Raw genomic sequence first — 21,007 nt, 5'->3', positions numbered from 1 at the left:
TGTAGACATCTAATTCTCCACAGCCACCAACGTCGTCATTCTTGAATTGGGATACCAAATCGTTCACTGAGTTCACGGGCGTAGACGCTCGCCCGTTCAAGCGCGGCAGATCCAAGATCGTGGCTGCGGATTGTGTTGGCCTGTACCTGCCTGATCTCCTGTAGGTGCCTGAGATCGAAATTTCCTATGGTTACGCTCGACTGATGCCGGCGGTGTGAATTGAGCGAACGCGGGGAAAAAGCGATCGAACCATTTTCGAGCAGACGCAAATATGTCACCCAATCCCCGGCGTTGCGCAACGACATGATCTCTTCGCTGTGTTTGGCCATCGCATTCCTGAGCGCCTCCCTTCGAAACAAGACGCCGCTGACGTTCGGAATGGTGTTCTTGAGGTAAAGTGCCTCGGCGATTTCCCGGCGGCCGTCCACGACGTAGGGTTTCGTCCAGCGAGACCGGTCGATGTCCGACACATAGTCGAGATAGTGTTCGGACAAGACCCGGCCGGCGCCGTCCATCTGTCGCGACTGGCAATAGCTCATCACCACCTCCTCGCGTTCGAAGGCGGGCAGAAGCTCGGCCAGAAAATCGGGATCGGCGAGGTCGTCGGCTTCGGCGATCCAGACATAATCGCCGCGCGCCATTTCGACCCCCCGCATCCATTGGCGGAATACCGATCCTGAATTCTGCGCATTGGCCACCAGCCGGTATGGAATGTCGCAACCGGCCAGAAATTTCTCGATGACTTCGACGCTATCATCGGTCGAAGCATCGTCAAGCACGATCAACTCGTAGGGCTTTATCGTCTGATCGACAATGGAGCCTAGACGTGCGCCCAAGTATCGGGCGTAGTTGTAGTTAGGCACGATGACCGACACCCGCGGCAATGGCTTTTCGGCGTAAATCAGCAGATCATGCAGGTATTGGCTGAAGCTGAACTCCTGGCGGACGATATCGCGGCCAACGCTGGCGAGACGCCGGGCTTCACTTGGATTGTCGAGCAGATTGCCAATGACCTCGGCCATCGCATCGGTGTCGAATGCCTGCACGAGGATTCCGCAATCCCGCTTCAGCAGATCCTGGAAGCCACCAGCGCCCTCAAAGGCAACGACCGGCACTGTGGCATCCAGCGCCTCAAGCACCACCGAAGGGAATGGATCTTCACGCGAGGTCAAGGCGTAGATATCAGCGGCGAAATAGTATTCCTGCGGATTTTCCACCAATCCGACAAAGACGAAGCTGCCCTCAAGTCCCGCTTCCTTCACCCGCCGCATTTGCTTGGCGTGAAAGACAGTATCGACATGACCGACCCAGACTGCAACCGCATCCGGCCTGGATGCCACAACCTTGAGGCAAGCATCAAGGAAAAGATCGAGGCCCTTGCGATGGTCGGCATAGCCCGCGCACAGGATGATGCTCGCGTTTGTCGAAAGCCCTAATCTTGCGCGAACCGCCTCGCGGACCTGTCGGCGATCATCGGCGAGATAGGGCGTACGCAGATAGAGTCCTTGCGGCCTGACTACCGACTGGCTGACCGGTTGGCCAACAAACTCTTCGAATCCGGCTTTGACGATCTCGGCTGGGAAAACGACCGTTTCAGCGTTCTCAACAATGGCTGCGGCTGCGTCAGCAAGACCGTAGGACGCCAATATTCCGGGCAGTTCATGGACGAGGCAAACGGTGCGGAACCCTGCCTGCTTCAGCAGCGGGATGAGCTTTCCGGATACGGTGGTATTCACGACGGCGACCTCGGCACCGTTGTTTCTAATGGTGGCCAGACGTTTCAACACATCGGCATCGCCTTGTTCAGGCAAGTCGATCCTGTGCACGGTCGCGGCGTGGGCGAAACGGCCGAGCAGCGGCCCGTCGCCCAGCACGATGAGATCGGGCTCAAAACCAAGCTGCTTGAATCCCTTGGCCAGATTGAGAGCCAGCAATTGCGCCCCATGCGGGTGGGCGTCGTGGGAAACGATTGCAATCCTGGCCTTGGACTTCCCCTTCGCCGCCTCCAAAGCGTCGCGGGTCGCTTGCAGATAGGCGTGGCCGTTAACGCTATCGGGCTCCAGGTGAGCGCCTTCCGCCCACTCGTTCCAGGCATTGACGAAAACCACCCGCTCGGATGGCTCGCTAATATGGGCCAAGGTGTCCTCAATGGCATTGTCCAGCCATCTGCGATACAGCTCGGGGGTGTTGTTGATGAACACCGTGCCGCCGCGCTTGCGGCGTGCGGTATTGTCCCAGCCCGGGCAAACCGAACGGAAGAGCTTGTATTTGCGGGATGAATAGGTTTCGCTGCGTTGTGGGAATACCGACCAGTCATAGACGGTCGTGGCAAAATCCTCATGCAGCGGCGTCACTGTATGCGTGACATTTGGCGGCGCGGAATTGTTTGGCGGAAATTCCACGGCGGCATCGAACCCGTAGCGATGGGGGGGCACAGATTCGAAGGACTGGGTGTAGGCCAGGAAAATCTCGCCGATGCCGTTCTCCCGGCACCAAGTCCGCCAGCGCCGCGCTGTCTCAGCCGCCGCCGGGAGCAGGCTTGGCCGATAGACGAGCAACAGCGGCTTGCCATTGATGCGGATGTAGCGAGGGTCACGAAGATAGGGCGCGACCTCGGCGATGAACGCGAGATCATCCTGGGGGGAGTGATCCTGAGCGATCAGGATCTCCTGGTCCATTCCGTCCCAGCGGCGCGACCAATTCTCGTTGGCCCAGCAGACGCAGAATGGCATGTCGAGGCGCTTATCCTCGAGCCAGTTTTCGAGCGGCTTTTCCAGGAGCCTCTTGCCGCCGAACCAATAAAAATAGAAGCAGAAGCCTTCCACTCCATAGAGCCTTGCCATTTCGATCTGGCGATGCTGCACAGCAGTATCGCGCAAGTCGTAGTAGCCGAGCGTATCCGGCACGTGCGGCTGGTGGTGACCGATAAATTGCGGCTCAGCGGGCCGGACATTAGACCATTCGGTGAAGTCCTGTCCCCACCATTCATCGTTTTCGGGGATCGGGTGGAATTGCGGCAGGTAGAACGCGATGACGCGCACCGGCTTCTGGAGCAACGGCGGCGCATCGAGAAGCGGCACATAGACTGGTTCGGGCGAGAAGATCGGGCCGGAACTGACCAGCGCCCCGCGCAAGACCATCTCGTTGCTGCCCACAGGCGCTTGGGGTGCCTCCATGCTTCTCCAGGCGCGGTAGGCATTCGTAACGCCAAACAGCGAAGGAAAGGTCGAAAACGCCGCTCTCTTCAATTTTCGCTTGAGGTCGATGGAGAGCGGCAGATTGTGCCAACAACCGTAGGCACCCCGAATCGCCAAGCGGCGGACCCGTATGCGAACATCGCCGATAGCGCGGACGCGGCTCCCAATCCCCCGCAGAGGCTTGGTCACTCGCCAGGATGTGCTGGCATAAACGGCATCGAGAACCTCATGCAACCGGATTTCCTCGGATCGCGCCTCGTCGCGATCCGCAAGCAGCGCACTCGTCGCCCTGTGCGCCATCGACAAATTTTGTTGCAGGAGCTCGATCTCCTTGTCTCTCGCAATGATCTGTGTCCGCCCTTGAGCAATCTCGTCGTCTCTTGCGCTGACTTGTGTCCTTGCGCTTGAGATCTCGTCTTTGTAGGTCCGGATTTGTTCTCGCATTTCAGCCATCTCGCTGGAGAAAGCCTCGATACGCGCCCCATGATGCCCCACCAATTTCCGGTTGGTTTCGATCTCCTCCTCCATCGTTGTTGCCTTCAACGACCATGGATTTCCGGTTTGATCGATCGCCTTGCTCTTCGTCTCGTCGAGAAGAACCACGCTCCCGTCGGCGAGCGCGACCCGCCCGTGCACGTTGCGCGCGCCCAGGACGTTTTCCGGAATAGGCAGCTTCGTGACAATGCAAAGCGAGTTCAAGAACTCGACGGAATGAACCGACGCGAGAGAAGCCTCATCGAATGTGACTTTGTGCCTGTCGGCGAAAGTCGCCAAGGCATCGACCCGACGACGATCCAGTCCCCAATGCTCATGGTTGACTACATCAAGCAGGCGTTTGAAAAACGAGATTGAGGAAAGCGGATCGTAGAGACCGCCCTCGAACTCCTGCCAGTAACTGCAATGCAAATCCTCGGCGATGTACATGCCCCCTTCGGAAAGATGGGGGAAATATCGTGCGAACGAGCGTATTATATCCGAGGATAGGTGCGATCCGTCATCAATTATAATATCATACTTTTCCGACATCGAGATGATGTCGCGCTCTGTTTCATCAGTATTGGCGTCACCTACGGAGATCTTTATCTTCCGGCTGTCGAAAACGAGATTCCCGCAAGCCAGATTGACGTCACAACCAACGATTATTTCAGCATTGGGGAAATATTTCTGCCATATCTCCAGGGATCCGCCATTCTGAACTCCGATTTCCAGGATTCGAACCGGCCTGTCTCGATACTCTGAAAAAATATCGTCGTAGGTGCTGAGATAGATCGACCATTTATCCGACACTTTGCCGCGATGCGCGTCGTACAGGTCACGAAGTGAAAGAGCCTGCTTTGCAGGCCTTGCCGTTTTGGCTTTGGCGCGTGCCTTGCCAGCAGGCATCGCATCGCGCAAGGTCTCGGGTGACGGGTGCTTGTTCATGCCGTCAATACTTGTTTCATCTCACTGGCTAGGAGTCGGTGCACCACCGCCTCCGTCGATTGCCGCCAGTCCGGCGCATCCCACGCGAACGCCGCCGCGAATTTCGCGCTCGACAGCCGGGAATTGGCGGGGCGGCGCGCCTTGGTTGGGTAGTCCATCGTAGCAATGTCCCGTACCCGCGCCCAGGGACCACCCAACACGCGGCTTGTGTCGAGGATATGGCGGGCAAAGCCGCTCCAGTTGGCCTCGCCGGTTCCGGCCAGATGATAGATGCCGGATGTGGCGGCGCCCTCGTGCAGCTGTGCCGCCGCATGCAGGATTGCGTCTGCGATATCAAGTGCAGATGTCGGATTTCCCCATTGATCGGCCACCACCGCGATCTCGTCGCGGTCGGCGGCCAGCCGCAGCATGGTCTTGACGAAATTCTTGCCGAACGGGCTGTAGACCCATGCCGTGCGCAGGATCAGATGGCGCGGATTGGCCGATGCAACCGCCTGCTCGCCGGCAAGCTTGGAGGCGCCATAGACGCTGGCTGATGCGGTCGCGTCGGTCTCGACATAGGCCGCGTCCTTGGTGCCGTCGAAGACATAGTCGGTCGAAAGATGAATGACGGGAACGCCAAGCAGCGCCGCCGCTTCCGCCACCTTGCCGGCGCCGATGGCGTTCACCGCGAATGCCAGATCGGGCTCATCCTCGGCCTGATCCACCGCCGTGTAGGCGGCAGCCGACACGACGATATCCGGCTTCGCGGCCGCGATGGCTTCGATCACGGTGTCGGGTCTTGAAAGGTCGAGTTGCGGACGGCCAATGGCGATGACCTCAACGCCGGCGGTCGCCTGGCCGGCCTCCAGGAGGCTTGCCGCGACCTGCCCGTCGCGTCCTGTGACAACCAGCCTCACGCCGCCCCCTTGCGCGCTTCGCCCAGCCGTTCACCGGCATAGCGCTGCTCGCGGATCGGTCCCCACCACCATGTGTTGTCGAGAAACCAGTCGATGGTCTTGGCGAGGCCGCTGTCGAAATTCTCATTGGGCGCCCAGCCCAGGTCCCGGCCTATCTTCGAGGCGTCGATGGCATAGCGGCGATCGTGACCGGGGCGGTCGGTGACGAAGGAAATCAGGTCGCGATAGCTCTTGCCCCCTGCCCGCGGCCGCCTGCTGTCGAGGAGATCGCAGATCGTCTCGACGACGCCAAGGTTCGTCCGCTCGGAATTGCCGCCGACATTGTAGCTTTCGCCCGGCAGTCCCCTGGTCGCGACAAGTTCCAGCGCGCGCGCGTGATCCTCGACGAACAGCCAGTCGCGCACATTGGCGCCGGCGCCATAGACCGGCAGCGGCTTTTCATCGAGCGCATTGAGGATGACCAGCGGGATCAGCTTTTCGGGAAAGTGATAGGGCCCGTAATTGTTCGAGCAATTGGAAAGCACGACCGGCAGGCCATAGGTTTCGTGCCAGGCCCGCACCAGATGGTCCGAGGCCGCTTTCGAGGCGGAATAGGGCGAGGATGGGGCGTAGGGCGTTTCCTCGACGAACATGCCGCCGTCGAAGGGAAGATCGCCGAACACCTCGTCGGTCGAGACATGATGGAAGCGGAAATGGCTCTTCCTGTCTTCGGGCAGGCCGCGCCAGTATTCCAGCGCGGCATTGAGCATCTTGTAGGTGCCGACGATGTTGGTTTCGATGAAGGTGCCCGGCCCATCGATCGAGCGGTCGACATGGCTCTCGGCGGCAAGGTTCATGACGATGTCGATATCGTCGCGCCGGAGGATGTCGAGCACCGCCTTTTCGTCGCAGATATCGGCCTGCGCGAAGCGATAATTGTGTGCGTTCTCGATCGGCCGCAGCGAGGCCAGGTTTCCCGCATAGGTAAGCTTGTCGAGATTGGTCACCCGATAGGCCGGGTTGGCGCACAGATGCCGGCACACCGCCGAACCGATAAAGCCCGCACCGCCCGTCACCAGAAAATTCATGCCGCTGTCCTCACGTAACCCATCAGGCGAACACCTCGGCGGCGGCCAGCAGCGGCGCCTTGAGGTCCTTGTCCGAGAGCTGGAACCCGCCGGTCAATGACGGCCATTCGATGCCGATGTCGGGATCGTCGAAACGGATCGACCGATCATGCGCCTGCGAATAGGTGTCGGTCACCTTATACAGGACCTCGGTGTCGGGCACGAGCGTCACGAAGCCGTGCGCGAAGCCTTTCGGCACCAGAATCTGGTTGCCCTTCTCGGCCGATACTTCGAGAGCGACCCATTTTCCGAAGGTTTTCGAACCGCGGCGAATGTCGACCGCCACATCGAGAATGCTGCCCCGGATGACGCGCAGCAGCTTGTCCTGCGCGCGCGGCGCAAGCTGATAATGAAGCCCTCGCAAGACGCCCGCCGCGGCGGAATAGGAATGATTGTCCTGCACGAAGGCCAGGTCTATGCCGGCCTGCGAAAAGCGCTCGGCATTGTAGGTTTCCACGAAGAAGCCGCGCGCGTCGCCATGTCGCTTCGGAACGATTTCCAGCACGCCATCGATGCCAAGGGGCCTGACCTCCAACGCCTAGCCCTCCGACAGGTCGACGACACGCCGGCGCAGATAGGCGGCATATTCATTCTTGCCCAGGTGGTCGGCGCGACGCAGAACCTGGTCCACTGTCAGCCAACCCTGTTCAAAGGCGATCTCTTCGGGACAGGCGACCTTGATGCCCTGGCGGTGCTCGATGGTGCGCACGAATGACGAGGCCTCATGCAGGCTGTCATGCGTGCCGGTGTCGAGCCAGGCAAAGCCGCGCCCCAACCGATGCACATGCAACTGGCCGCGCTCGAGGTAGACGTTGTTGACCGCCGTGATCTCGAGCTCGCCGCGCGCCGAGGGACGGATGGCAGGGGCGATGTCGACGACGTCGTTGTCATAGAAGTAGAGACCGGTGACCGCCCAGTTGGATTTCGGCACCTGCGGCTTTTCCTCGATCGTCAGCGCCGTTCCTGTGGCCTTGTCGAAGGAAACCACGCCATAACGCTGGGGATCCTCGACATGATAGGCGAACACCGAAGCGCCCTTTTCGCGCGAGGCTGCGTCGCGGCAAAGCTGCGACAGCCCGTCGCCGAAATAGATGTTGTCGCCGAGGATCATCGACACGTTGTCCTTGCCGATGAAATTGCGGCCGATGATGAAGGCCTCCGCCAGCCCGTTGGGCTGCGGTTGCTCGGCATAGGACAGGTCGAGGCCGAACTCCGATCCATCGCCAAGCAGATCGCGAAAAATCGGCAGGTCACGCGGCGTCGAAATGATCAGAATTTCACGGATACCCGCGAGCATCAGAACGCTCAGCGGATAATAGATCATCGGCTTGTCGTATATCGGCAGAATTTGCTTAGAGACTGCTAATGTTAGTGGATAAAGACGCGTTCCACTGCCTCCAGCAAGGATAATTCCTTTCAAGAAGCTCTCCTTGACATGCCTGAACCCCCCGGCCCCAGCCGCCCGTGCTTAGGTTCCATGCAATGGCTTGTCAATCTCGGCGTTCGGCAAACGACCGGGTCACGGTCCAGCGCCAATCCATGGCCAATTCCAGGCGACGCATTGCTATCGTCTTGCCAAGGCCGGCCTGACGGGAACAAGCAGATTGTCATCATGGGCCTCGGTCGACTCGCCTCTCTGGCTTAACCGCCCAGCGAATCCCTTGTGAAAGATGATGCCATTCATATAGGCGAAAGTCATCGCAAGCGCCGCCGTTCGCATGGGATAATCGACCAGGGAATGAACGAGCAGAAACGATACTGAGAGAAATGCCATTTTCTGCAGCGGATCTCGCCGTGCCGCAAGGGAAAACGCAAAAACCAATACCGAGTAGGCCGCGACCAGAAAGACAACAGGCGCGCCACCTTCAAGTGCCAATTCCAGATAATCATTGTGGGCGTGATTGACGTAGGGCTTGAAGATCATCTCTCCCTTTTCGTAAATCTGGTAGACTTTCGGAAAACTGCCAAAGCCGACGCCCGTCGCCCAGTTCTCTTCAATTCCCGCGATCGTCGTGCGGGCAAATTCGGCCCGTCCAAAGGCCGGGTCAACCACTTCCTCATCGATCTTCGTCCACGCCCCGATCGTGTAAAGCGAAAGCCCGATGAAGACAGCGGGTATTCCATACCCGCCCAGCCTCGAGCGCGCGGACAGAAAGACAACCGATATTATTGTGATCGCCAGCCCTATCAGAATACCGGCGCGCGAACCGGCGGCCAGGAGCAACAGCAGCAGCGTTATCAAGCCGAGCGACCCGGACAGAAGGTGCCCGCGAAACAGGCCGTAGTAGACGACGAAGGGGACGGAGACGAAGAGCAAAGCTGAAAAATGGTTCTGGTTGGCAAACAGTCCCGCATTGATCGTGAACGGCAGCAAACCCTGTATGGCAACCGTGTCGGAGAGCGAATACTGGATCGCCGCAGCCAGTCCGTTACAGATGACACCCATGAAAAAGAAGGGCAGAAGACCGTAGATCTGATCTGGGCGCAAGCGGGTGACGCTCAGAAAGAATGCAGCCATCGCCACGAAGTACAACAGACACTCGATCGTACGTCCCACGCCGACACTGACGAAACGCAGCCCGGTTTCACCGCTCAGCCATGGATTTGCAAGTAAAACCTCAGGCCGCAATCCGCTCAACAGGGCGGCAGGCAGCGGCACGATCTGAAAACAGAACACGGCTAGGCCCAGAGCAAGCAACCACAGGGCCGAGCGAGGGATGCCGTGCTCCGACGGCCTTGAAAAGACGGCCGCGGCCGCTGCAATCGCCGCCACCTCGATCAGCGCTTCGGTGTAGAGACCGCTCGCGGTGCCGCCGCCAATCAGCACTGACAGGAAAAGAACCGACCCAAGCAGATATTTTTCCCATTCCGTGGACCGGGTTGACCGCTCTCTCAAGATGAAACTCTTTCGATGCTCAATTTGTGCATGACCAGCGTGCCAACGTACCGAAATCGCCAGCTCTCAGCGATGGCAGCTGTTTCCAGCCGCAACAATTGCATGGGACACGCGCCTGGTCCGATCGCGAAATCCAGGCTCAACTGCCGCCGATTGAATGTGCCTTCCGGAATGTTGAACCGCGCTATTTCGCCCGCCGGATCCGCGCATCTGATGGACCAGAACAACTGTTTGGGCAGCTTCAGGTTTCTCGCGGAGGCGATCAGGGAAATCCTGTAGGAGCCGGGAGGCAGTTCGACATATTGCTGGAGCGCGGCGTTCTTCACCGGCGTATTCAGGAATCGAACAGTCGCTCCGCTATCGCTTTCGCCGACATCGCGCGCCCCGGCAAAGGTAATTTCCAGACCGGAGGGGTCGCGAACCTGCCAGTCGAATGGCTTGTCGCTGAGGATATGCTCAAAGCCGCCGTTGAAAATGTATCCGGCCAGTGTCCGCTCCTGATCGGACAGACTGAACAGGAACAGCCGATAGGCCGCCTCGTATTCCTTCTGCCGGATGTACCCGTTGATTACGGCAGACAACTCCTTCGACGTCGGTTGTGAGCTCGATCCGGCAAGGTCCAGCAACAGTTGATTTGCGACGCGCAGGCCCCGCGGATCCTTACCAAGGGCGGAGAAAAGATTGGATCTCCACGGCGCCTTGATCCTTAAGGCTGCCAGGACAGCCTGATATCCGTCCGGGTTTGAAAGAATAGCCGGCAAGCCTGCCGCAATGACTGGAAATCTGTCGGGCCACCGGCGCAGCAACGTGTCGATCTCGGCAACGGCCTTTGACAGATCGCCCACCTCGATCGAGCGATCGATCGATCTCTGAAGCGAATGGATTTCGGTCTTGGATAGCTTTCGAGCCTGGTCGAAGAGTTCAAAAGCCTCGTCTTTCTCGCCTTGTCGATACTCAATCTCGCCTATCAGGCTGTAGAGCCGGGCGTCCGCGACGTTGAAACGAAGCGCGCCCCTCGCCTTTGCTGCCAAGACGTCGAGATCAACACCGTCGCCTGTTTCGCTCAACCGACCGGCAATTTCGCCTATCAAGGCATCTGTGTTCAAGGGATCAAGCGCAAGCGAGACGGCCGGCGTTTCCGACTCAAGAAGCCGACTTAGCCCTATCGACGAAACCGCCAACACCAGAACGGAGGCGACGAACCAAACGCCTGAACGCCGGAGATTTCGCGTGAGCGGGCTGGCCTGCTCCGTCATCGACTTTGCCCTCAATTTTCGGGGTACTCGCGCCATAGTCGTAGTACTGATAGTTCATGTATTTATAGGCGTAATTGTAATCGAATTTGTTGACCGTAAATTTCGACATCGCCGCTCCGATCACGTTCGCACCGGCTGAGCGCAGACGCTTGAGTGCCGTTTTGGCTGACTTGCGTGTGACCTGATTGGTCGAAACGACCATCAATGTGCCTTCGGCAAGCCGGCTGAGGATTGGTGCGTCGGAAAGACCGACGACCGGCGGGGCGTCGATGATGACCAGATCGAAGCGTTTGCCTAGATTGGTCAAGATCAACGCCATCTTCGGCGACGAGAGCAGGTCGGCCGGATTCGGCGGAATCGTTCCGGACGTCAGCACGGTGACATTGGGGTATTTCGTCGGTCTGAAAATGCTCGGCAGATCGTCCTTGCGAACGGTATTTGTCAGCAGGTTGCTCAACCCGATCGCATTGTCGAGGCCGAACAGCCGGTGCAGGTTGGGTTTGCGGAGATCGCCGTCGACAAGCAGAACCCTTGCGCCGAGTGCCGCGAAATCCTGGCCAAGCTTGAACGACGTGGTCGACTTGCCTTCCGACGGTTCCGAACTGGTCACCAGCAGCGATCGCGGCGCGCCCTCCGCACCGGAGAACTGCAGCGATGTTCGCAGCGAACGATAGGCCTCGGAGAGCCCGGATTTTTGATCGGCGATGCTGGCTATGAGTTCGCGGTCACCGACAAGCGGCAGGATGCCGAGCATCGCCAGCCCCAGCTCTTTCTCGATCTGCTCCGGGTTGGTGAAAGTGTTGTTCAGCAACTCGATGATGTAGATGATCGATGCCGCCAGGGCCATGAAAAGCGCGAGAGCGACTGCAAGATTGATGCTCAGACGTGGAGAATAGGGGGCTGTGGGCAGCGAAGCGAAATCGACTATCGCAGCGCTTTGCGTCTTGAGCTCCGAGCTAACGCCGACTTCATTCAGCTTGGCGATAAGGCTGTCATACTGCGACCGGTTGGAGTCGACTTCGCGTTTCAGGATCGTGTATTTGATATTCTTGTCGTTGAAGACGACCTGCTGCCTCTCCATCTCCGCGAGCTTGGACTTGAGGTCGGTTTCCTTGTTCTGCGCTTCCTGATATTTCAGCCGCAACGAATCGGTTATCGCCAGCACGCCGTTGTTGTAGAGTCGCTGCAGTTCCTTGATCTGCGATTGCAATTGCTGCATTTCCGGAAAACCGGGCTTCAGGATGCCCAATTTCTGCTGATACTGGCTGGTCAGATCCGCCAGCTTGTCGCTAAGCTTCTGCAAACCTTCGCTTTCCAGAACCGGACCGAGGCTCGACCCGCGGCCCTTTTCTATCTGATCGACCACCCGCCCCGCATCAAGACGCTCCTGGATTGCAGTGGCCAGGGCGGTGTTCAGGGCTTCGATGTTGGAGCCGATCAGCGATTTGTCATCGCCGGTAACCGTGATGCCGGCATCTTTTGCATAGGTGACCAGTTCCTCTTCGGAGGTCTGCAGCTTTTGCTTCACTTGCAAAACCTGTTCCTGGATGAACTGCCGTGCCAGATCAGAGGTCTCGCTGGTCTGATCGAGACGTTGATCGATAAAACTCTGCGCAACCTGATTGGCAACGTCGCTTGCATATTTCGGCTTTTGATCGACGAAGGTGATCGATAGCAGGCTTGTATTGGTGACCAGATTGACAGTCAGATCTTCCTGGATGCGCTTGATCGCAATTGCCTCGCGCTCTTCGGGCGTTTTCTCCTCAATGGAGGGTGACTTGGACATCCCGAACGCACGGTAGACAATATTGCTCGGGGAAAAGCTCGGCGTCGGAAACAGAAAATCCGGTTTTTCGCTAAGCCCAAGCTGGAACACCACGCGCTGAGCCAATGCCCGGCTCTTCAGCTTCTCCCGAGCGGTCAGGAAGGCCCGGACGTCGCTGTTTTCGGAAACAACCTCAATGTCCTGAAACACTTTCGCCGAAGGCACCAGAACTTCGAGCTGCGTCATCGCCTGATACTTTGGTGTCTGCATCATCGTCACGATGACGCCGGCAACGAGCCCGGCCGCCGCCATCATGACGATCAGCCAGCGATACTGGACGATGTATAAAAGCAGCTTGAGCGGGTTGAACCCCTCATCCTGGCCCGCATAGTCGCGACCATAGGGACCGTAGTTTTGCGGCACGTCGTAATAGGAGTCCGCGGACAGGGCCTGGCCATGTCCGGGTCCGGCAAGTTGGGGCTGCCTGTTACGATCGAGCATGCGCGAGGTGATCCTGGAGTTGTCCGTGTCTACGGAATGACCGCAATGCGGGCAGCGCTGGAGGCGAGGCCCAGCGCATCCTTCAAATTGTTCATCGCGATTTTCGACTTCGAAGCAAAAACGACGACCACGTCGCCGCCATAGATCCGCGGGTTGCGGTTCTTGCCGGCGCGGATTTCCTCGACATTGTAATTTGCGACCAGCTTGTTTTGGCCGACATTGCGATAGACGAAGACCTTGCCGGCATCACCGACCGGATTGAACCCTCCGGCAAGGGCGATCGCGTCGAGCAAGGAAGCGCTGCTGGACACCGGATAAATGCCGGCCTTGTTGACTTCACCATCGACCGTGATGCGCTGGCCAATCGACTCCTTGACGAAAATCGTCACGTCAGGCGACTGCAAGTACTTTTCACCGTAGGCAGTCTCGATTTCCTTCTCGAGCTGACGAACGGTCTTGCCGGCTGCAGTCATGGTTCCAATCAGCGGAAGCGAAATCTGCCCGCCTGCGTCGACCTGAACTGTTCTGTTCAAATTATCGACCTGAAACACACTGACCTCGAGCACATCGTTGGCAGACAGCGGCTGCTCGCTGCCGTTCTGGGTATTCTGCGGCGGCGGAAGATCCTTGACCACCTGCAGCGTACCACCGCCAGAGAGCGCCGATGAAGACGCCATCGGCTGCAGCGCATCGACAGAACTGGTGGAGGACGTCGATGTCGACGAAGTGCTTGCGCAAGCAGATATTGCTAGCGATGCGAGCAAAGCGGGCACGGTGCCCGCATGACTTCTTGCAAGATCGAAAATGCCCATCAAAGAGCCCCGCTCTTGAACAACCGGCCCAATCCGCCAAACCGCCCCGCACTGCTGCCGCCCGATTTCCTCGCGCTTTGCTTTCCGATGGGCACGAGCGGCCGATTTTGCAATATCGCGTCCGGGCGTTTCACTGCCATGTTGTAAGCCTCATCTTCCCCACACCGGTTCGCGATGGCGACAACCGCCTGCGAAAGCCCTGGCCGCCGCCGGCTGGCGCCGTGCGTGTCGGAGGCGATAATATCCACCCTGCCCTCATCCAGCAGCTTCTCCGAGTAGTAGAGCGCCGTACGTCCAAAGGCCCCCGTCACAGAATCAGCCGTGAGCTGAATAAGGCAGCCTAGCGTATTCAACCTCTCGATGACGTCGTAATTCGCCTTGATCCAGGTCAACCGCTCTGGATGAGTGAGGATCGGCACGAAGCCGGCGCCTATGAGACGCGCGGCGAAGTCTTCGAGCCGCGGAGGCAGAATGTGATGTGGCGGTTCGAACAGGAAATAGCGGGATCCGTTCAGAGTCGGCACCGTACCAAGCCTCAATCGATCGGGAAGATCAGGCGCGAGATGAACATCAGCGCCAACGTATAGGGTAAGCGGTATGGCAGCACGATGAAGCTCCAGTTCCAACGCCTGAACAGCCTCGGCAATGTTTGGCGTGGCGTTCTCATAAACCCCAGGCATTACATGCGGCGTACATGCCATATGCGTTGTACCGTCGGCGACTGCCAGCCGTGCCATCTCCAGCGACATGGCCAAGTCAGGAGAACCGTCATCGAGACCGGGCAGGATATGTGAATGCAGGTCGATCATTGGCGTTTCTGGTTGAGAGGAGGCAAAGCTTCGCCTCGACAAAAATAGAAACGTGTCACCCGCATGAAGGCGAATGACGCATTTGGCAAATTTACGCAAAACAACGGGGGTCGTATCCCGCCTATTGGCTGACCGCGTCGTCGTCATCCTGCAGGCCGATAATAAGGGCGACGGCACCACCGACGGCGGCGCCGCCCAAGAGAACCGGCAGCATGCCAGGTTCTGAGCTGGCGGGAACGATCGTCGCAGATGGTGTCTCAAGCGAAACGCACATGCCGCCTTCGATAGGGTCGACCTTGACGGTGGCATTGGCTGGAATATCGAGCGCGCAATTGGCTCCGATAGCCAGCGAAGCAGACGCCTGCGCCCCGGTCATGATGCGCGCGCCCGCATACACCGGCGCCTCGGCATCCACCCCTGCATAGCCGCCGGCCTGGGACATCTGGACATCACCCCGGACCTGCGTAAGACGACCCATCGCGTCTTCGGACGCCGGCACGGGCGCAAGACAGGAACAGGTTGGCTGAGCTACAGCCTCGGGCGCGGCGAACAGGACGCCCCCTGCGACGAATGCAACAAAAGCAAAAGCAGCCCCGAACCGATCGCAACTCATCATTTTACCCCACCAAAACCTGTAACTCGCCCTGTTGGTACGAATTACAGCCCGCCCCGCCTCAAGCAATAGAACAATATGGTTAACAAACCCAATAAACCAGCCGGCCCGCCAACCTATCCAGACCCTTCTCTACAGCGGCCGACGCCGCCATACTTCGTCAGCGGCTGACGCCGTTGTCGTCGTCCTGCGTCGCCGCGAGGACGCCAGACGTCAGAAGCGCCCCGGCGAAAATCGCCTCCGGCGGACCGAACCCAGCGCCGCCGCCGGAGGGCTGAATAGCAGCCGTCTGCTCCGAGCCGACAAGCTTGAGGCAAATGTTGTCGCCAAGGCGGGAAACGTCGAGGCTCGAATTGGCCGAAACCTCCAGATTGCAGCCGCCGACCAGAACGGAGGCCGCGCCCTTGGCGCCAACCACCACACGGCTGCCGAAATCGAGCGCGCTTCCAACCTTGGCAGCGCCATAGCCCGCCGTCTGCGACACCATCACATCACCGATGGCGGAACGGATGGATGCGATCGGGTTTGCCGAACCTTGATAGGGTGTCGCGCAGCTGCACGAAGCATCCTGGGCAAACGATGAAGCTGGACCAAACCCGATTGACACGACAAATACGGCAAGCGCAGTTTTGACCACAAGGTTCATCAGTCTTCGATCCCTTCTTGCTGCACCACTTCAGACGCACCCAGTCAAAGGCAGTGCATCAGCGCGTACCAGTTTTTGGCCACAATTCCAACCTGTTTCGCGCGCGCGAGGCGATTTAAGCTGATGCGTGTCTGTCCGAGCACAGTACTTTAGCCAAATCGCATTAATAGTTTTCGACTAACTTTCACAGGTTTCTTATTATCGGGCAAAAATTTGAGGTCTCCCTTTCCGCGGTGACTGGCTCGATAAGATTTGACCAAGCTGAGCGCGCCAAACCTTCCGACACCCAAGCTAATATATTGAATTATAGATACATTTTCGGTGTAGATATTCCTGCTGACAGCATGTAATTCGAGATCGGCTCGATACCAATCGCGGCCAACGGGGTAGACGGCCGGCTCGGCTACCCATTCCTCATCTCTCGGCCATAGAGATCTGGCTCCATGCCCCCACCTCGATCCAATTCACCAAGTCGACGTGCCTCAGACTTGGAGCCTTTACCGCCTATTTTGGCCGTACCACGTTCCCTTGCCGGTTCCATGTTGGGCCAGATGGTTCGCTTCGACCAGAATGGCCAAGTGTTTTTTGACGGTGTTTCGGTTTGCACCTGTCAAGTTGACGATCTCGCTGATGGTTATGCGCCCACGCTCATTGATGGCCTCAACGATTTGCAGCGAGAGTTCGGGCAACGTGCCGAGCACAAGGCGTTCCCGCTCGATTTTTTTCTCCAACCTCCGCTTTTGCTGCTGCAGAGCGCGCAGGAAATACACAGCCCATGGCTGCCAATTGGGGTTCGGGCTGCGGATCGTCTTCTGGGTCTGGCGTAGCGCCAGATAGTAGCCTTCCTTGCTGTTCTCAATCACGCTTTCGAGGGAAGAGTAAGGCACATACGCATATCCGCTGCGCATCAGCAGGAGCGTCGTCAGAACGCGCGACAGCCGTCCATTCCCGTCCTGGAATGGGTGTATCTCCAGAAACACCACCGTGAAGATTGCGACGACGAGCAGAGGGTGCAGGCTTTGCTCGTTGAGTGTGTTGCGAGTCCACTCGATAAGCTCCTTCATCCGCTTTGGTGTATCGAAGGGCGTCGCCGTTTCGAAAATGACGCCAATCTCTTTCCCGTCGGCATCGAACGCACTGACATTATTGGCGAGTGTCTTATATGCACCGCGATGGCGTTCATCCTTGTTGCTGAACGCCAGCAGGTCACGGTGTAGTTGTGTCAGGTGGTTTTCGGTCAGATCAATCGCATCGAAATGCGCGAAGATCATTTCCATGACCTGCGCATATCCGGCGACTTCCTGCTCGTCTCGGGACTCAAAGAATTTGATGTCGAGGTTGGCGAGCAGCCGCTCCACTTCGCCGTCAGTAAGCCTGCTTCCTTCGATACGGGTAGAAGAGCCGATGCTCTCGATGGTCGCAACGCGGCGCAGAGCCGATAGGCGCTCCGGAGCGAGCGCGCCCAGCGCTCGCCAAGCCCCTTTGAATTCGTCGATCTCCGAGACCAGGGCAAGGATCTCGGTGGTAATTTGCAGAGAGTCTATCTTCAGGGTCATACCCACAAATATACCCAAAAATACCCGAAAATTCAAGAACCGATATACCCAATAAAGGACCCATAAATACCCAAATGCGGGCAGCCGGCCAGATTGAGAACAAGACCCACTCACTTCGCCGCAGAGCTTCCGGTCTGCACTGGCAACCTGCTCAGCAAGGTTTGTACGTTGCGCCGGCCTGAACCGGCTGGCCACAGAGAATTCCGCCCTGCGTAAGTATGGTGGCCAAATCTTCCCCCTCGGCCGTCAGGCACTGCACAACAAGGGTATCGCCAACCCTGGAAGCGATCTTGCCGTCGCAAGGTGTTCCGGCACCGACAGGTTTGCAGGCCAGGACGAGCCCCTGGTAATCTCGGCGCGCCGCTTCCGTCACCAGGAGACGCATAGCCTGAGGCCTGGAAAACGCCGCCCCGCACAGCAGGATCTTGCGACCGCCGACGCGCAGATCATCGACCGATGGAATGGCGAGCTTGCCGTCAAACGGCTTGAGCGCGGCTACCGGCTTCGCGGGGGACGGGCCGCCCCTCTGCATCACGATGATGCCCAGAAAGCCAACACCAAACAAAACAGCCACGACGGCAAGCAACGCTATGCTCCTGACTGACAAAACCATCCTCCATCCGACCCGGTGCGGCCGGTCCGCTCATTTCGTCGCAAGGGCGCTCAGTCTTTCTATCTGCCGCATGTACTTCTCGATGACGATCGTTTCCGAAAACTGCCGCTCGACCTTGTTTCTGCTCTGGGCCCCCATCCTGTCCCTGGACGAGCCGTCCAGCAGCGCAAACTCGACCATCTTGCTCGCAAGGTCATCAGGGTCCCTCACCTTGCATAGGAAGCCATTGACGGCGTGGTCCACCACTTCCCTGCATCCTGGCACGTCGGTTGCGATCAGCGGCTTGCCCATCGCAGCCGCCTCGAGCAGCGAGCGCGGCGTTCCCTCCCTGTAGGAGGGCAGCACGACACAATCGGCGGCACGCATGAAAGGCCGCACATCCTCGGTGGAGCCGAGATATTCGACCAATCCCTCGCCAACCCATTTTTCCACGTGCTCGCGGCTGACCGCGGTCCGGTTTTCGACATCAAGAAAGCCGAGTAGCTGGAAACGCACTCCGGGCACCTCACGGCAAACCCGACGGGCCGCCGTGATGAACTCGCCGACACCCTTGTCCCAGAGAAGCCGGGCCACGAGAAGAAAGACGATGGCGCCAGACCCGGTGCGCGCTTCGGACAACGGGGCAAAACGCACGAGGTCGATGCCGGAGCCAGGCAAAAGCGCGGTTCGATCCTTGCGAACCAGACGTTCGTCGACGAACAGCATCCGGTCATCGTCATTCTGGAAGAAAACCATTTTGGAACGGGCCAATGCCACCCGGTACAAGGCCTTGGCAATCCTGAGCAGCAGACCACCGCGGACGAACGCCGTCCCCAATCCCGAAATGTTGTTGATGACGGGAATGCCGTTCAGATTGGCCGCGATGGAGCCGAACACATTGGGCTTGATCGTGAAGCCGACAAACGCCAGCGGTCTCTCGCGCCGCAAGAGACGCCAGTAGCGCCACAGAAGGACCAAATCCCGCAACGGTGACGTGCCGGAATTGTCCATGTCGAGTTCGACATAGCGGCAGCCCATGGCCCCAATCAGCGGAGAATACTCGTCTCTCGGCGCGACGACGACCACGTCATAGCCACGGCTCCGCAGCGCCTCGATCAGTCCCTTGCGGAAATTGACGACATTCCAGGATGTGTTTATCGAGACGACTATCTTGTTGCGAGCAACGGCCGTCATCTCTGCCCACCCGGATATGACGACGGCGCTCTCAACAGCATATCCGCAAACCGATCCGGCGATCTTTCCGACAAGGTCTTTCCGTACAAGGCCGACCGATCACCGACTTGAATGACCTTCAGCAGTGCTTCCGCAATTTCCGACGCGCCAAAGCCGGCTGAAATCTCCAGGCCCGACATCATGTCCAGATCTCCCGCACAGGGGGTGGTGACGATGCCGGGAATCCGGCAAGCCATCATTTCCAGAAGGACGTTGGGAAATCCCTCCGTCGCCGACGTGAGCATGCCGGCACGCGCTGCGCGAAACAGCGGAAACGGGTTGTCTCTCTGGCCGAGCAGATTTAGTCGCGAGGCCAGATCAAGCTTGCCGGCGCGGGCTCTCAACTCCGCTTCCATGGGGCCAGAGCCAACTATGGTCAGCCCATAATCCTCGCCGGTCCTTCGTCTGACTTCGGCCAGCACATCAACCGCGATCGTCGGACGCTTCACATCAATCAGCCGGCCGCACCAGACTATCTGTGGACGGCGGGAAAGTATCTCGGCGTCGTGCCCGGACAATGCCTCCATGGACATTTTGACGATGAGATCGTCGTCGACCGGGTTGGGCAAAGTACACAACTTGGCGATTGCTCGCCGGGGCAATACGTCACGCAAGCGTTCATTCATATAGCTCGTTTGCGCGACTATCATGTCTTGGCTGCCATAGGCAGCGTAGAGCGCCTTGTAAGCGAGCGCGCGAGGACCCTTGAAACGATCCAGAAGTACCGTGGACTCGCGGGCGACCAGCCTATGGCTGCGGAGAAGTCCAATGCTTCGAGCGGCAGCCAGAAACGAGTTTACCCGTGCGTGGCTCGAGAACACCAAATCGTACCGACGCCGGAGCAGCCGCGGGGCGAGCAAAAACTCGCTCATGGCCTTGCCGCCGCCAAAGCCGTAGCTGCACCGAATTCCGTCCTGGTGTGATCCAGCGGCCTCGCCCGCCGCCTGGCTACCCAAGAAGCCGATTTCGACGTCCCAGTCGGGTCGCCTCGCGAGTGCGCGCGCAACAAGTTTCAGAATGGTTTCGGCACCGCCTCTTCTGTCGAGCGGAATGGCGATCAGCGCGAGCTTCCTTTTCATGAGCCGCGGGAACTCACTGTTTTCGCCGAAAGACATAGGCGTAGGTTTCAGCGGCATCCTTGCGGAGAAACAGGGCCGAAACGCCTAACCAGATGCGCCAGGCAAGAAAGGCCGGCACGAAAAAATAGAAGTAGGAGCTTTTCCAGAACAGACGGCGCTCGACAAGTTCCAGGTCGTTCCGTTTTGCGATTGTCTCGACGTCACTGGGCAAGCACTTGTCGTAGAAGGCCGGAAACCCGTCATGACCCATGCCCTTTTCAGGATAGATCGCAAAAAGCAGCCGTCGCTTCATCCCCTCCGGCAGGACCCGATTCAATCTGGCAAAAACGGCGTTGCGCGAGGGCGAGAAAATGGCAACCATGCCTCCCGGCTTCACGCAACTGGCAATGCCGCGCAGGGCACCCTCGCCATCACGGACGTGCTCGAGCGTTGCCTGGCAAATGACGACGTCAGCATCGCCCCTCCCCCTAAACGAGGTAAGGTCCGCTTCAATCTCCTCGTCGTATATTCCGCGTGGCGCTTTCGACAACTCTTCCGCGTCGAGGTCGAGCCCAACGACAAAAAGCCCCAGGCGCCGCTTCTCCGAAAGACTGACGAACGGCCTGGCATGGCACCCCCGCCAAGA

General features: G+C 58.6%; 17 protein-coding genes. All 17 read right to left on the bottom strand.

Going from position 1 to position 21,007, the window contains the following annotated elements:
- Nucleotides 1-35: 35 nt before the first annotated feature.
- Nucleotides 36-4,619: a glycoside hydrolase family 99-like domain-containing protein gene (locus tag NKI69_RS14880; protein ID WP_352721792.1), complete on the bottom strand. Its 4,584-nt coding sequence runs from the start codon at nt 4,617-4,619 to the stop codon at nt 36-38.
- A complete protein-coding gene (rfbD, locus tag NKI69_RS14875; protein WP_352441350.1) occupies nt 4,616-5,518 on the bottom strand; it encodes a dTDP-4-dehydrorhamnose reductase in 903 nt (300 codons plus the stop codon). Before rfbD ends, NKI69_RS14880 begins: the two co-directional genes overlap by 4 nt.
- On the bottom strand, nt 5,515-6,585 hold the full coding sequence (gene rfbB / locus NKI69_RS14870) for a dTDP-glucose 4,6-dehydratase (protein ID WP_352441351.1): 1,071 nt from the start codon (nt 6,583-6,585) through the stop codon (nt 5,515-5,517). Before rfbB ends, rfbD begins: the two co-directional genes overlap by 4 nt.
- 22 nt (nt 6,586-6,607) lie before the next feature.
- Nucleotides 6,608-7,159, bottom strand: coding sequence for a dTDP-4-dehydrorhamnose 3,5-epimerase (gene rfbC / locus NKI69_RS14865; RefSeq protein WP_023808534.1), 552 nt, complete (start codon nt 7,157-7,159; stop codon nt 6,608-6,610).
- Nucleotides 7,160-7,162: 3 nt separating this feature from the next.
- Nucleotides 7,163-8,044 (bottom strand): glucose-1-phosphate thymidylyltransferase RfbA, encoded by an 882-nt coding sequence (gene rfbA, locus NKI69_RS14860; RefSeq protein WP_023808535.1) that lies wholly within the window; start codon nt 8,042-8,044, stop codon nt 7,163-7,165.
- 144 nt (nt 8,045-8,188) lie between these two features.
- On the bottom strand, nt 8,189-9,520 hold the full coding sequence (locus NKI69_RS14855; RefSeq protein WP_352721789.1) for an O-antigen ligase family protein: 1,332 nt from the start codon (nt 9,518-9,520) through the stop codon (nt 8,189-8,191).
- Nucleotides 9,517-10,626 carry a tetratricopeptide repeat protein gene (locus NKI69_RS14850; protein ID WP_352721788.1) on the bottom strand — a complete coding sequence of 370 codons (1,110 nt, stop codon included), beginning with the start codon at nt 10,624-10,626 and terminating at the stop codon, nt 9,517-9,519. The genes NKI69_RS14855 and NKI69_RS14850 overlap by 4 nt, the downstream gene beginning before the upstream one ends.
- Nucleotides 10,627-10,663: 37 nt before the next feature.
- Nucleotides 10,664-13,042, bottom strand: a complete 2,379-nt coding sequence (locus NKI69_RS14845) for a GumC family protein (protein ID WP_128302903.1) — start codon at nt 13,040-13,042, stop codon at nt 10,664-10,666.
- A gap of 29 nt (nt 13,043-13,071) precedes the next feature.
- Entirely contained in the window at nt 13,072-13,719 is a 648-nt protein-coding gene (locus NKI69_RS14840) for a polysaccharide biosynthesis/export family protein (protein ID WP_023808539.1), read from the bottom strand.
- A gap of 134 nt (nt 13,720-13,853) precedes the next feature.
- The gene (locus NKI69_RS14835) at nt 13,854-14,663 is read right to left on the bottom strand and encodes a tyrosine-protein phosphatase (RefSeq protein ID WP_352721785.1); all 810 of its coding nucleotides are present in this window, start codon (nt 14,661-14,663) and stop codon (nt 13,854-13,856) included.
- A 121-nt stretch (nt 14,664-14,784) separates the two neighbouring features.
- Nucleotides 14,785-15,279 carry a hypothetical protein gene (locus tag NKI69_RS14830; RefSeq protein WP_352721783.1) on the bottom strand — a complete coding sequence of 165 codons (495 nt, stop codon included), beginning with the start codon at nt 15,277-15,279 and terminating at the stop codon, nt 14,785-14,787.
- A 157-nt stretch (nt 15,280-15,436) separates the two neighbouring features.
- Nucleotides 15,437-15,763 (bottom strand): hypothetical protein, encoded by a 327-nt coding sequence (locus NKI69_RS14825; protein WP_352628687.1) that lies wholly within the window; start codon nt 15,761-15,763, stop codon nt 15,437-15,439.
- A 656-nt stretch (nt 15,764-16,419) separates the two neighbouring features.
- On the bottom strand, nt 16,420-17,478 hold the full coding sequence (locus NKI69_RS14820; protein WP_031212199.1) for a Fic family protein: 1,059 nt from the start codon (nt 17,476-17,478) through the stop codon (nt 16,420-16,422).
- A 151-nt stretch (nt 17,479-17,629) separates the two neighbouring features.
- Nucleotides 17,630-18,064, bottom strand: a complete 435-nt coding sequence (locus NKI69_RS14815; protein ID WP_352721781.1) for a hypothetical protein — start codon at nt 18,062-18,064, stop codon at nt 17,630-17,632.
- Between the two features lie 57 nt (nt 18,065-18,121).
- On the bottom strand, nt 18,122-19,264 hold the full coding sequence (locus NKI69_RS14810) for a glycosyltransferase family 4 protein (protein ID WP_352721779.1): 1,143 nt from the start codon (nt 19,262-19,264) through the stop codon (nt 18,122-18,124).
- A complete protein-coding gene (locus NKI69_RS14805; RefSeq protein ID WP_352721777.1) occupies nt 19,261-20,418 on the bottom strand; it encodes a glycosyltransferase in 1,158 nt (385 codons plus the stop codon). Before NKI69_RS14805 ends, NKI69_RS14810 begins: the two co-directional genes overlap by 4 nt.
- Nucleotides 20,396-20,953, bottom strand: a complete 558-nt coding sequence (locus NKI69_RS14800; protein WP_352721912.1) for a class I SAM-dependent methyltransferase — start codon at nt 20,951-20,953, stop codon at nt 20,396-20,398. Before NKI69_RS14800 ends, NKI69_RS14805 begins: the two co-directional genes overlap by 23 nt.
- Between the last annotated feature and the right edge of the window lie 54 nt (nt 20,954-21,007).

Origin of the sequence: Mesorhizobium sp. M0491, assembly GCF_040321265.1 — a bacterium.
Taxonomy (GTDB): Bacteria; Pseudomonadota; Alphaproteobacteria; order Rhizobiales; family Rhizobiaceae; genus Mesorhizobium.
The sequence above is the reverse complement of the archived record's forward strand: the minus strand, read 5'-3'. Positions and strand labels throughout refer to the sequence as shown.

Excerpts from the sequence above, each read along its gene's own strand:
- NKI69_RS14880 (WP_352721792.1), bottom strand. The coding sequence starts at position 4,619 with ATGAACAAGCACCCGTCACCCGAGACCTTGCGCGATGCGATGCCTGCT.
- rfbB (WP_352441351.1), bottom strand. The coding sequence starts at position 6,585 with ATGAATTTTCTGGTGACGGGCGGTGCGGGCTTTATCGGTTCGGCGGTG.
- NKI69_RS14845 (WP_128302903.1), bottom strand. The coding sequence starts at position 13,042 with ATGCTCGATCGTAACAGGCAGCCCCAACTTGCCGGACCCGGACATGGC.
- NKI69_RS14840 (WP_023808539.1), bottom strand. The coding sequence starts at position 13,719 with ATGGCGTCTTCATCGGCGCTCTCTGGCGGTGGTACGCTGCAGGTGGTC.
- NKI69_RS14835 (WP_352721785.1), bottom strand. The coding sequence starts at position 14,663 with ATGATCGACCTGCATTCACATATCCTGCCCGGTCTCGATGACGGTTCT.
- NKI69_RS14830 (WP_352721783.1), bottom strand. The coding sequence starts at position 15,279 with ATGATGAGTTGCGATCGGTTCGGGGCTGCTTTTGCTTTTGTTGCATTC.
- NKI69_RS14825 (WP_352628687.1), bottom strand. The coding sequence starts at position 15,763 with ATGGTGTCGCAGACGGCGGGCTATGGCGCTGCCAAGGTTGGAAGCGCG.
- NKI69_RS14820 (WP_031212199.1), bottom strand. The coding sequence starts at position 17,478 with ATGACCCTGAAGATAGACTCTCTGCAAATTACCACCGAGATCCTTGCC.
- NKI69_RS14810 (WP_352721779.1), bottom strand. The coding sequence starts at position 19,264 with ATGACGGCCGTTGCTCGCAACAAGATAGTCGTCTCGATAAACACATCC.
- NKI69_RS14805 (WP_352721777.1), bottom strand. The coding sequence starts at position 20,418 with ATGTCTTTCGGCGAAAACAGTGAGTTCCCGCGGCTCATGAAAAGGAAG.